We start from the raw sequence: 12,221 nt of genomic DNA, 5'->3' as shown, positions 1-12,221 counted from the left end.
ACTGGCGGCGGCTGGGGTGGTTTTCGTTGCCCTGGCGGCGCCGTCGTGGGACGGGGTCGGTCTGGTCGTTCTCGTGGTGCTGTTGGTCTGTTTGGTGGACATCCTGCTGGCAGGCTCGCCACGTCGGCTGCAGTTCAGTCGCGACGGAGACCACGCCGTACGGCTGGGCGAGCAGGCTGTTGTGCAGTTGCTGGTGACCAACCCGGGACGACGCGTACGCGGGTTGTTGCGAGACGCGTGGCCGCCGTCGGCCGGCGTACTGGATCCGCCACACAAGCTGGATCTCCCGTCAGGCGAGCGTCGGCGGCTGGTGACGCTTCTGGTGCCGACGCGGCGGGGAGATCGCCAGGCGGCGCGAGTGACGGTGCGGTCGATCGGTCCGCTCGGGTTTGCTGGACGCCAGGGGTCGCATCGGGTGCCGTGGACAGTGCGGGCGTTGCCACCGTTCAACAGCCGTAAGCATCTGCCGTCCCGGTTGGCGCGGCTGCGCGAGCTGGACGGGCGTACGGCGTTGCTGGTGCGCGGCCAGGGCACCGAGTTCGACTCACTGCGGGACTACGTGCCCGGTGACGACGTACGAAGCATCGACTGGCGGGCGACGGCTCGGCGCGGGAACGTCGTACTGCGGACCTGGCGCCCGGAGCGGGACCGCCAGGTCGCGATCGTCATCGACTCCGGCCGCCTGTCCGCGGGGCGGGTCGGCGACGCACCACGGCTCGACCACGCGATGGACGCCGCTCTATTGCTGGCCGCACTGGCCACTCGCGCCGGCGATCGGGTCTCCCTGCTGGCCTGCGATTCCGCAGTGCGGGCCGACGTACGCCGTCCTGCGCCGGAGGACGTGCTGCCGTCGTTCGTGAACGCTCTCGCGAACGTGGACGCCGAGCTGGTGCAGACGGACTTCCGGGTCGTTGTGTCGCAGGTGCTGGAGCGACTGGGCCAGCGTTCGCTCGTAGTACTGCTCACTGGGCTGGACCCGGCGGTCATCGAGGAGTCACTGCTGCCCGTCATCGGTCCACTCCTGCGCCGTCACGTAGTACTGCTCGCTTCTGTCGCCGATCCACGGCTGGCCGAGCTCGAGTCCACCCGCAGCGACCTGCTGGAGGTGTACGGCGCTGCGTCGGCTGCCCGTACCCGTCTGGATCGAGAGCGCGCCACAGCGACGCTGACGCGAGCCGGCGTCACCGTGGTGGACGAGAACCCGGACCAGATCGCTCCGGCCCTGGCAGACACCTATCTGGCGCTCAAGAAGGCTGGACGACTGTAGCTACAGGGCTGCTTCGAAGGTCTGTCTGTTGGCCGTGATGAAGGCGTGTTCACGGCGGGACCATGCGATGCGTTCGGCTGCGTCTGCGGGGTCGCACGGGGTCTGCTGCCAGAACGTCACGTTGTGGAGCTGGGCTACTTGGGTTGCCGGAATGACGGACCGGCGTTGCGACGAGGTCAGGCCGTAGGCGTCCGCGAAGACTCGGACCTGGTGGGCCTGGCGGTCCGGGTCGGCGTGTTTCGAGGCGATGCACCAGGTCCACGCGGCGTACCCGATGTCCTCCAGGGGATCGCCGGGGGCGGCCAGGTCGAAGTCGATGATGGCGGCCGGGAGGTCCTGGTCGAACACGAAGTTGTTCGGCGCGGCGTCGTGGTGACAGACCACAGGTGAGGCGCCCGCCAACGCAGTGCCGGCGGTGGCGTCGTGGAAAGCGCGCAGGAGCGCACCGGCCGCGGCGACCTGGACGTCGGACCAGCGCTGGAACCTGGCGGGCACCCAACCATCGACGTACGTGAGGATGTCGCGGCCCGACTCATCCTGACCGAGGTACTTCGGGGCCGCGGTGAATCCCCGCTCCGCCAGGAGTTCGAGAAGCGCGGCCGTGAAGGCGGAGGCGGCCGACCCGGGGCGGCGCACCGTGTCGTCGACGCGCACTACCCCGGCCGTCATGCGACCTCCGGCGAGAGGTTGTTCGGTCATGCCATCGTCGGGCGGGCCTGGAGGAACGTCCAGCGGTGACCTTCGAGATCCTCGGCCTCGTAGCTGCGGTAGCCGTGCTCGTGGATGTCCTGCAGGATCTTCGCGCCCTTGTCGCGCGCGTGGGCGAAGTGCGCGTCGAGATCGTCGACGTACACCCAGACATTGTGATCGGTCGTGCTCGGCCGCGGCTCGGTGCGTTCGAACAGGAGCACGGCGGCGGATCCGACGTGCAGCTCGATCCACATCGCTTGCTCCCCCTCGGCAGGCAGCGTGTCCCACGAGTCGAGCGCGAACACCTCGTGCAGCCAGCGCGCCGCGGCGGCCGGATCTTCGTAGTACAAGGCGATCGAGAGCCGGCCGATCTCGCGCGGCGACCCGGCAGCGCTCGCCCGCCGCGCGACCCAGTCCGGCAGCCAGCGGATGACGCGCGGCCAGAAGTAGAACGCTTTCCCGCCCTCGGTGACCAGCGACTGTACGACGGTCACTCGCGTCCCACCGTCGATCGCCTCGAAGTCGACCCGGGTCTCGGTGTCGTCGACCGAGCTGCGATAGCCGAGCCGCACACCGGGCTCCCAGTCGGTGATGATCGCGAGTTCGAGGGCGTCGTCGGCGTACACCTCGAGCACCCGTCCACCGACGCCGGGCTCGATCCGCATCGCGGTCACGCGGCTGGAGTCGAAGAAGTTGATCGGGTTCCGCAGCCACCACTGGTCGATCTCCGCGGTGAACGCCTCGAAGGCGGTCGCGGGGTCGACCGCGACCTCGACCGAGGCGGTGGCCGAACGTGGCACGGGCGTGGTGGTCATGATGACTCCTTCTGCTCGACATGCCGTTTGAACGAGCCCAACTGATTGCGCCAGTGCGCCTGGACCTGGTCGAGCCAGGCCTGGACAGCGACTACGGGCTCGGGGTTGAGGCGGAACAGCCGGACCCGGGCGTCGCCGGGGACCCGTTCGTCCTCGACGAGGCCGGCCTCCAGGAGAAGCTTGAGGTGGCGACTCATCGCGGGCGACGACGCACCGGTCGCCGCGGCCAGCTCGCCCGCGCGCCGCGGGCCTTCCCCGAGCAGCTGCACGACCTGCCGCCGCGTCGGGTCCGCGAGCACCTCGAAGACCCGGTCGACCTGCTCTTCCGCCATACCGCAATAGTTCTACTTCTTGTTAACTATTGTCAACCGTTGAAACTAGTGCCGCGGCCAGATGACACGCGACCTGCGGCGTACTGCTGGCCGGGAGGATCTCGAGCAGCGTCGTGGTGCAGGCTTCGATACCGTTGCCAGCAGCCACCAGTTGGCAACGCGGGTGGAAGCGGCAGCCGGTGGGGATGTGGGTGGGGTCCGGGGGCTCGCCGGTGAGGACGATGCGTTGCGGGGACTCGGGGAGGACCGACAGCAGCGCGCGGGTGTAGGGGTGCTGCGGGTCGGTGAGGACGGCCTCGGTCGGGCCGGACTCGACGATGCGGCCGAGGTACATGACGGCGACCCGGTCGGCGATGTTCCACGCGAGGCCGAGGTCGTGGGTGACGACGAGTGCGGACAGGCCGAGGTCGTCGCGGAGCCGGAGCAGGAGCGAGAGGATTTCGCCGCGGACCGAGGCGTCGAGGGAGGCGACGGGTTCGTCGGCGATCAGCACCTTCGGGTCCAGGGCGAGCGCGCCGGCGATGACCACGCGTTGCCGCTGGCCGCCCGAGAGCTCGTGGGGATAGCGGTGGAAGAAGCGCTCGGGCGGGCGCAGGCCGGCTCGGGACAAGGCCGAGGAAACGACCGATTCCTCGTCCGCGAGGCCGTGGATCCGTGGGCCCTCTGCGACCGCCTCATAGACGGTATGGCGGGGGTTCAGCGACCCCATCGGATCTTGCAGGACCAGTTGTACCTCGCGGCGGAACGCGCGCAGGGACCGGCTGGAGTAGCTCAGCGGCGTGCCGTCGTACGTGATCTGGCCCGACGTCGGGCGTTCCAGGCCGAGGAGGGTACGGGCGAGGGTGGTCTTGCCGCAGCCGGACTCGCCGACCAGGGCGACGATCTCGCCGGAACCGATCGACAGGTTGACGCCGTCGACGGCGCGGGCCCGGCGGCCGCCGCGGCCGGAGAACTCGACTGCGAGGTCTGTTGCTTCGAGCATCGTCATTCCCCCACTCGGACGCAGGCAGTGGATCGCTCCGCGCCCGCGGGCCGGAGATCGACATCGACGGTCGCGCAGGTGTCGAGCGCGACCGGACAGCGCGGGTGGAAGCTGCAACCTTCAGGCAGCTTCTGCGGATCGGGCGGATCGCCGGCCAGGCCCCGCGGCGCGAGCCGGGACGACGGGTCGCCGACGGTCGGGAACGCTGCGGCGAGCGCCTTGCTGTACGGGTGCTCGAAGGAACCTGACGAAGGACCGAGTTCGACCAGGCGACCGGCGTACATGACGGCGAGCCGGTCGCAGACGTCGGCGAGCACCGACAGGTCGTGCGAGATCATCAGCAGCGAGATGTCGTGCTCGGCGATCAGCTGGCGGATGAGGGCGAGGACCTGCGCCTGGACCATCAGGTCGAGGGCGGTGGTGGGTTCGTCGGCGATGATCAGTTGCGGCGAGCAGGCCAGCGCCATCGCGATCATGACTCGTTGCCGTTGGCCACCACTCAGCTCATGGGGATAGCTGCGAGCGCGCCAGGCTGGCAGACCGACCTGTTCGAGGAGCTCGCGGACCCGGGCGTCCGCGGCGGCTCCGGAGGCCAGCCGGTGGACAAGCAGCGGTTCGGCGATCTGGTCGCCGATTCGGCGGACCGGGTTCAGCCCGTGCTGCGCGCCCTGGAAGACGATCGACGCCGACGACCACCGGACGGCACGCAGCCGGCCCCACTTCATCGTCAGCACGTCCTCGCCGTCCAGCAGGACCCGACCACCGACGACGGCCGTGCGCGGCAGCAGTCGCAGCAACGCGAGCGCGACGGACGACTTCCCCGACCCCGACTCCCCCGCCAGCCCGACCGCCTCGCCGGCGGCCAGCGCCAGCGAGACGCCACGAACGGCGGGCACCTCACCGGACCCTGCTGCCGCGCCGCCGATCCGGTAGGTCACCGACAACTCTTCGAGACTGAGCATCACACCGCCCGGGTTCGCAGTCGGGGATTGAGCACGGACTCCAGCGCCCTTCCACACAAGGTGAACGCCATCACCACGATGACGATGCACAGACCCGGCACGAGGATGTACCACCACGCCCCGGCGGTCGCCGCGCCCCAGTCGTAGGACCCCCGCAGCATCGTTCCCCACGAGGTCTTGTTCGCACTCACCCCGAGGAACGCCAGCGTCGACTCGGTCACGATCGCGCTCGCCACCTCCAGCGTCGTACTTGCCAACAGCAACGGTGCGACGTTCGGCAATACGTGCCGGGTGGTGATGTGCCAGTGCCCGGCACCGAGCGCCAGCGAGCGTTCGATGTACGGGCGGGCCTCGACGGCCAGCGTCTGCGCGCGGATCAGCCGGGCCGTCGACGGCCACGACGTCACGCCGATCGCGATGATGATCGTCGCCGTCGAGCCACCGAGGATCGCCGCCAGCACCAGCGCGGTGACCAGCGACGGCAGCACCAGGAACCAGTCGGTCACCCGCAGGATCACGGCGCCGAGCCAACCGCGGAAATGTCCGGCAGCGATTCCGAGCACGGTTCCGATCACCATGCTCAGCAAGGCCGCCAGGAATCCGATCAGCAGCGATGTCCGCGCGCCCCACCAGATCATCAGCAGTACGGAACGTCCGGACTCGTCCGTTCCGAGCGGATCGCGCAGGCTCGGCGGCGCCAGTTTCGCGCCGGTCCCGCTGACCACGTTCGTGACGCCGGAATCGATGAACAGCGGCGCGATCAGCGCGAGCACGACAGCGAGCGCCAGAACGACCAATCCGGAAACGCCTGCTCGGTGTTTCCGGAAATCCGTCCAGAAACGACCGGCGGCGCGCCGACGACGTACCCAGGCGACGGTGCTCATGCCGACCTCACCCGTGGGTCCAGGAAGTGGTACACGACGTCCGCCAACGTGTTCATCACGATCACCGACACCGTGATCAGCAGGAACGTTCCTTGCATCAAGGTGAAGTCCGGAACCCGGATCGCCTCGTAGAACAGCTGCCCGAGCCCCGGCCAGCTGAAGATCGCCTCCACCGTCACCGCACCACCGACGACGAACCCGATCCGCATGAACACCAACGTCACGGTCGGCAGCAGCGCATTGGGTACGGCGTGCTTCCGGCGTATCTCGTCATCGCGCAGACCCTTCGCCCGCGCGGTCGTGATGTAGTCCTGACCGACCTCGTCGAGCACCGACGAGCGCATCACCAACAGGTACTGCGCATAGACGACGGCGACCAGCGTGAGACACGGCAACACCATGTGCTGCCCGACGTCCAGCACACCCGCGAACCCGTCCGGCTTGTCGACACTCGAGCTCCCGCGGGTCGGGAAGATCCCCGGAATCGGTCCGATCCCGGCCGCGAACACCATCAGCAGCAACAGCCCGAGCCAGAACGTCGGCACCGACCACAGCACCAGTGAGACCGCGGTGGACAACTTGTCGAACCGGCTGCCCGGCTTCCACCCGGCGCGGGCGCCCTGCCAGAGACCGAGGCTCACCGCGAGCACCAGCGCCGTCCCGGTGAGCAGCAGGGTCGACCCGATGCGCTCCCCGATCAGGTCGAGGACCGGCCGCTTGTACTCGTACGACGTGCCGAGGTCGAACTGCAAGGTCTGCTTGACGAAATGCACGAACTGCTCAGGGATCGGCTTGTCCAGACCGAGCCGCGCACGCTCCAGATCCAGCTGCTCGGGCGTCATGTTCCGGCCCTGCGCGAGGGCCCGGACCGGATCGCCCGGCAGCAACCGGAACAGGAAGAACGTCGCGACGATCACCATCGCGATACTGAGCAGGGCCCCGCCCGCCTTGGTCGCCGCGTACCGCAGCAGACCGTGGCGGGCCGGAGTCTGCTCGACCGCTTCGATCGTGGTCGTCATTCGCGCTCGTCGGCCGCGCCGCGCCGCCGACGCAGTACGAAGAAGCCCACGATGGCGAGGACAGCGACACCGCCGGCGACACCGGCGATCACACCGCTGCTCGTTCCGCTAGCGTTTTCCGACTTTCCGTCCTTCGACACCGCCTCGACGGTGTAGAACGGCCAGTACCCGGAACCGCCGTACAGCAGGCCCTTGTCCTCGGGAATCGGCGTGATGCTCGCGATCCGGTCCTTGCGGTAACCCTCGAGGTCGTTCGGGTAGTACAGCGCGATCACCGGAGCGTCGGTGTAGAGCCGTTCCTCCATTTTCTTGATCGTTTCCGCACGCTTTCCGCGGTCGAGTTCCTTCTGCTGCTGCAGGTACAGGCTCTCGTACTGCGGATCGCAGTAGAACGACTCGGTTCCACCACCCTCACCGGTCGCCGTCGGGCGCCGGCTGCACAGGTGCGTGCCGAGCACTTCCTCCGGATCCGGGTTCACCGACCAGCCGCTGATCGCGATGTCGAAGAGCGCCGTCGTACCGGTTTCCTCGGTGAACTTGCTCGAGTCCAGCCGCTTCGTGGTCAGCTGGATGCCGATCTCCTTGAACCAGCCGGTCAGGTACTCCGCGAGCTTGTCCTCGATCGGGGTGTCGGTGTGGATGCTGAACCGGAACTGCAGTTTCCGCGATCCGTCCGGCATCGTCCGGACACCGTCCGCGCCCTTCTTGTAGCCGGCGTCGTCGAGGATCTTGTTCGCCTTCGCCAGGTCGAACGAGACCTTCTCGTCGCGGCTCGCCTCCCAGAAGTAGTCCTTGTACAGCGGCGGGATGATCGATCCGTCGGCCGGTTTCGCGAGGCCGCCCTGGACCTCGTCGACCAGCTTCTGCTTGTCGATCGCGTAGTGCAGCGCGGTCCGCACCTTCGGGTCCTTCAGTGCCGGATGCCCGTCGCCGATCGGCTTGTTGTCGCTCGTCGTCGCCCCGTGGTTGATCTGCAGGTACGTCGCCCGCCGGCCCTGCGTGTTCCACTGGACGATGTTGTCGTCGCCCTTCAACGACTCGAAGTCCGGCGGGTTCAGCCGGCCGATCAGGTCGATGTCGCCCTTCTTCAGCCCGACGATCGACGCCGCCGGGTTGTCGTAGAAGATCACCTGCAGCTCGTCGATCTTCGGCCGTCCGCGCCAGTAGTCCGGGTTCGCCTCCAAGCGCACGTACTGGTCCTTCTTGTGCTCGACCGCGATGTACGGGCCGCTGCCGACGGTCGGGTACGTCTCGCCGTCGTACTTCGCGATGTCCTTGACCTTCTCCCAGACGTGCTTGGGCATGATCGGCACCGGGTTGTCGAGCATCGACGCCTGCGGGGCCTTGAGCTTGATGGTCAGCTCCTGGCCGTTCGCGGAAACGCTCTGGAAGTTCTCCACCGCCGGGCCGTTGCCGGTCTTCGCACCGTCGTCGGTCATCATCTTGTTGAACGTCCAGGCCGCGTCCTCGGCGGTGATCGGCTGTCCGTCCGACCACTTCGCCTGGCGGATCTTGAACGTCCAGGTCAGCCCGTCCGGCGACGTCGTCCAGGACTCGGCGAGGTCCGGGCTGGGTTGCAGGGTCTTCGAGTCCGGCACCGTCAGGAAGCCGTAGATCAACCGCTGGATCGACCCCGTCACCAGCCGCACGGCGAGGAACGGGTTCATCGAGTCCACCGACTGGGTGACACCGATCTTGATGACCTTCTTCGGTTCGGGATCAGCGGCCGCCGCCGTCCCCGGAACCATCGCCAGCAGACACAACGCCGCCAGCACCGCCAACAGCTTCCTCATGGGCCGCCCCACCTTCCCCAGCCGGTGTTGGTGTTTGAGGAAGAACCCACACCAGCGAGCCCACAGGTGTCAACGAGATACGAAACTTTGTCACATTGAAGTAATCAACTTACGGCCGCCGAGCACTTTCCGGCTATCACCGGAAGTTGCCGTCCCACCTTCGGCGGCGCCAAAGCCCGAGTCGTGGCGTGTGGCTCGCCTCCCCTGCGTCGAGTCGTGGATCTGTCGGCGTGTCGCCCAGCCGGTCCCCACGACTCGACGAACAACCGACCGAGAAAGGCCGGGGCGGAGCGCGCGGGCTGAGCGCAGTACATGGGTTCCTGCACTTGACTACACGGTTGTGTAGTAGTTTGCTTTTGTGTGTAGTGGGAGGAGAGGGTGATGGATCGACCGGCGGATGACCTGACGGCGCGGGCGCGGATTCGGGATGCGGCGATCAGGCTGTTCGGGGAGCGTGGGATCGAGGGGGCCTCGATCCGGGACATCGCGGCCGAGGCCGGGGTGTCGTCGGGGTTGGTGCGGCATCACTTCGGGTCCAAGGAGTCGCTGCGCGAGGCGTGTGACAAGTACGCCAAGGAGCGGATGGTCGAGATCGGCGCCGAGCTGACCCAGAACAACGACCTCACCGGGCTCGACCCGCTGGCTCTGCACCCCCGCGCGTTCCCGCTGCAGTTGTACATCGTCCGTTCGATGATGGACGGCTCGGAGACCGCGACTGCCCTGTTCCTCGAAGGGGTCGACGCGGTCGAGGAGTGGACGACCAGCTACGGCATCGACCCCAAGGACCGGCGCGGGTACGCCGCCGCGCTGGCCGCGATCAAGCTCAGCGTGTTCGTGTTCCGCGATCAGGTCTCGAAGGCGCTCGGCGAGGACATCACCACCCCGGCGGGCTACAACCGGATCGGCCAGGCCCTGATGGAGGTCTTCACGATCCCGCTGCTCACCCCCGAACAACTCGAGAAGATCCAGCAACGCTCTGAGGAGAAGTGATCATGCCGGCTGCGATCAGCACGGAAGGTCTGGTCAAACGGTTCGGGCGCACCCACGCCCTGGACAGTCTCGACCTCACGGTGCGAACCGGTGAGGTGCACGGGTTCCTCGGCCCGAACGGCGCCGGGAAAACCACCACGATCCGGATCCTGCTCGGGATGACGCGGGCCGACGCCGGCGTCGCGCGGGTCCTCGACGGCGACCCGTGGTCGGATGCGACCGAGCTGCACCGGCGGCTCGCGTACGTTCCGGGTGACGTCACGCTGTGGCCGAACCTGTCCGGCGGTGAGGCGATCGACCTGCTGGGCCGGATGCGCGGTGGCGTGGACAAGAAACGCAAGGCCGAACTGCTCGAGCGGTTCGACCTGGACCCGCGGAAGAAGGCGCGCGCGTACTCGAAGGGCAACAGGCAGAAGGTCGCGCTGGTCGCCGCGTTCGCGTCCGACGTCGAGCTGCTGCTGCTCGACGAGCCGACCAGTGGTTTGGACCCGTTGATGGAGGAGGTCTTCCGCGAGGTCGTGCAGGAGGTCAGCGACCGCGACGGCCGAACGGTCCTGCTGTCGAGCCACATCCTGTCCGAGGTCGAGGCGCTGTGCGACCGGGTGACGATCATCCGGGCCGGCAAAGCGGTCGAGAGCGGCTCCCTCAACGAGCTCCGGCACCTGACCCGTACGTCGATCCAGGCGGAGCTCGTCGGCCCGATGGACGGTCTCGCGCAGCTGAACGGCGTACACGATCTGCAGATGGACGACGGTCGGGTGCGGTTCGACGTGGACACCGACGAGATCAACCCGGTACTGCGGCGGTTGACCGAGATCGGCGTACGGAGTCTGGTGAGTCAGCCGCCGTCGCTCGAGGAACTGTTCCTGCGGTTGTACGAACCCGAGACCGTGCGATGAGAGGCCTCGTGGGGACCGGCGGGCTGATCCGGCTGATCCTGCGCCGCGACCGGATCGTGCTGCCGTTGTGGATCGTGCTGCTCGTCGCGATCTCGGCCAGCTACGTCAAGGAGTACGGCGACCTGTTCCCGACGCCCGAGTCCCGGGTCAAGTACGCGAGCAACGCCGGCTTCATCACCTTGTACGGCGAGCTGTCCGGATCGAGTCTCGGTGAGTTCGTCACCTGGCGGCTCGGGTTCGTGCCGGTGATGGTCGGGCTGATCAGCCTGCTCACGGTGATCCGGCACACGCGGGTCGAGGAGGAGACCGGGCGTCGCGAGTTGCTCGGGGCAACGGTCATCGGGCGGTACGCGCAGCTGGCCGCGGCGCTGATCGTGACGCTCGGCGCGAACGTCGTACTCGCTGTCCTGCTCACGTTCGCGATGCACGGCCAGGATCTGCCGATGGCGGGATCTGTCGCGATCGGCGTCGTCTACGCCGGCACCGGATGGTTCTTCGCGGCGGTCGGTGCGGTCGCGGCGCAACTGACCGCCAGCGCGGGGACGGCGCGCGGGATCGCGATCGGCGTGCTCGGCGGCGCCTACGTACTGCGGGCCGCGGGCGACACCAGCGCGCACACCGACGGTCCACTCGCCTGGCTGTCGTACCTGTCGCCGATCTCCTGGGCCCAACGGATCCACCCGTACGCCCAGAACCGTTGGTGGCTGGGCATCTTGGTGCTGGCGGCAACGATCGCGCTGGTGGCAGTCGCCGCCTGGCTGTCCACGCGCAGGGACATCGGCGGTGGGCTACTGGCCGACCGCCTCGGTCCGGCGGACGGCGCGATCGGCTCGCCGCTCGGGCTGGCATGGCGGCTGCATCGCGGACTGCTCGCGGCATGGACGGTCGGATTCGCCTTGCTGGGCTTGCTGTTCGGTGGGGTGGCCAAGGGCGTCGGCGACATGATGCGCGACGACCCGAGCATCCAGGAGATGTTCCGGCGGATGGGCGGGGCGGCCGGGTTGATCGACTCGTTCCTGGCCGGTGTGATGACGCTGGTCGGGCTGATCGCCTCGGCGTACGCGGTCCAGGCCACGCTGCGCCTGCGGGTCGAGGAGAGCAGCGGCCGGGCCGAGCCGGTGCTGGCGACCGCTACGAGTCGCTGGCAATGGGCGGCGAGCCATCTCGTCTTCAGCCTGCTGGGTCCGGCGGCCGCGTTGCTCGCGGCGGGTGTCGCCGAGGGGCTCGCGTACGGCGTGGCGATCGGCGACGTCGGCGGCCAGGTACCCCGATTGGTCGGTGCCGCGCTGGTCCAGCTGCCGGCGGTGTGGGTCCTTGCGGCGATCGCGCTCGCGATCTTCGGGTTCTTCCCGCAGGCGTCGATGGCATCGTGGGCTGGCCCGGCAGTCTGCATCCTGATCGGGCTGGTGAGCGCCGGTGTCGCGACGGCCGGCTGGATCCGTGACATCTCTCCGTTCACCCACCTCCCGTCGCTTCCGGGCGGTTCCGTGTCGGCGGGTCCGCTCATCGTCCTGCTCGCGATCGCCGCGGTCGTGGGGTTCGCAGGTCTGATCGGTCTGCGCCGAAGAGACTTGCCGGCCTAGGCAGG

At 68.2% G+C, this 12,221-nt stretch carries 12 protein-coding genes; 4 read left to right on the top strand and 8 right to left on the bottom strand.

From position 1 onward, the window contains the following. The first annotated feature begins 16 nt into the window (after window positions 1-16). Window positions 17-1,267: a DUF58 domain-containing protein gene (locus ACWGID_RS22625; protein WP_452199492.1), complete on the top strand. Its 1,251-nt coding sequence runs from the start codon at window positions 17-19 to the stop codon at window positions 1,265-1,267. Here the strand turns inward: ACWGID_RS22625 and ACWGID_RS22620 are convergent, their stop codons facing one another. Genes ACWGID_RS22620 through ACWGID_RS22585 form a run of 8 tightly spaced genes read right to left on the bottom strand, consistent with a single transcriptional unit; the run spans window position 1,268 to window position 8,744 of the window. Continuing rightward, entirely contained in the window at window positions 1,268-1,936 is a 669-nt protein-coding gene (locus ACWGID_RS22620) for a phosphotransferase (protein WP_452199490.1), read from the bottom strand. Window positions 1,937-1,962: 26 nt separating this feature from the next. Then, window positions 1,963-2,772: a VOC family protein gene (locus ACWGID_RS22615; protein ID WP_452199489.1), complete on the bottom strand. Its 810-nt coding sequence runs from the start codon at window positions 2,770-2,772 to the stop codon at window positions 1,963-1,965. Then, window positions 2,769-3,104: an ArsR/SmtB family transcription factor gene (locus ACWGID_RS22610; protein WP_452199487.1), complete on the bottom strand. Its 336-nt coding sequence runs from the start codon at window positions 3,102-3,104 to the stop codon at window positions 2,769-2,771. Before ACWGID_RS22610 ends, ACWGID_RS22615 begins: the two co-directional genes overlap by 4 nt. A 22-nt stretch (window positions 3,105-3,126) precedes the next feature. Then, window positions 3,127-4,086, bottom strand: a complete 960-nt coding sequence (locus ACWGID_RS22605; protein ID WP_452199485.1) for an ABC transporter ATP-binding protein — start codon at window positions 4,084-4,086, stop codon at window positions 3,127-3,129. A 2-nt stretch (window positions 4,087-4,088) separates the two neighbouring features. Then, window positions 4,089-5,048, bottom strand: a complete 960-nt coding sequence (locus tag ACWGID_RS22600; protein ID WP_452199483.1) for an ABC transporter ATP-binding protein — start codon at window positions 5,046-5,048, stop codon at window positions 4,089-4,091. After that, the gene (locus ACWGID_RS22595) at window positions 5,048-5,932 is read right to left on the bottom strand and encodes an ABC transporter permease (RefSeq protein WP_452199481.1); all 885 of its coding nucleotides are present in this window, start codon (window positions 5,930-5,932) and stop codon (window positions 5,048-5,050) included. The genes ACWGID_RS22600 and ACWGID_RS22595 overlap by 1 nt, the downstream gene beginning before the upstream one ends. After that, window positions 5,929-6,951 carry an ABC transporter permease gene (locus ACWGID_RS22590; RefSeq protein WP_452199479.1) on the bottom strand — a complete coding sequence of 341 codons (1,023 nt, stop codon included), beginning with the start codon at window positions 6,949-6,951 and terminating at the stop codon, window positions 5,929-5,931. The genes ACWGID_RS22595 and ACWGID_RS22590 overlap by 4 nt, the downstream gene beginning before the upstream one ends. After that, window positions 6,948-8,744, bottom strand: coding sequence for an ABC transporter substrate-binding protein (locus ACWGID_RS22585; protein WP_452199477.1), 1,797 nt, complete (start codon window positions 8,742-8,744; stop codon window positions 6,948-6,950). Before ACWGID_RS22585 ends, ACWGID_RS22590 begins: the two co-directional genes overlap by 4 nt. Window positions 8,745-9,125: 381 nt before the next feature. On the opposite strand from ACWGID_RS22585, the gene ACWGID_RS22580 reads away from it, so the two are divergent. From ACWGID_RS22580 to ACWGID_RS22570, 3 genes are read left to right on the top strand one after another with little or no spacing between them, the layout of a single operon-like run. Next, entirely contained in the window at window positions 9,126-9,734 is a 609-nt protein-coding gene (locus ACWGID_RS22580) for a TetR/AcrR family transcriptional regulator (RefSeq protein WP_452199475.1), read from the top strand. Window positions 9,735-9,736: 2 nt separating this feature from the next. Then, window positions 9,737-10,633 carry an ABC transporter ATP-binding protein gene (locus ACWGID_RS22575; protein ID WP_452199473.1) on the top strand — a complete coding sequence of 299 codons (897 nt, stop codon included), beginning with the start codon at window positions 9,737-9,739 and terminating at the stop codon, window positions 10,631-10,633. Beyond that, complete coding sequence (locus ACWGID_RS22570) at window positions 10,630-12,216, top strand: ABC transporter permease (RefSeq protein WP_452199472.1); 1,587 nt, start codon at window positions 10,630-10,632, stop codon at window positions 12,214-12,216. The genes ACWGID_RS22575 and ACWGID_RS22570 overlap by 4 nt, the downstream gene beginning before the upstream one ends. Window positions 12,217-12,221: the final 5 nt, after the last annotated feature.

It is taken from the genome of Kribbella sp. NPDC054772 (genome assembly GCF_053611945.1).
The sequence above is the reverse complement of the archived record's forward strand: the minus strand, read 5'-3'. Positions and strand labels throughout refer to the sequence as shown.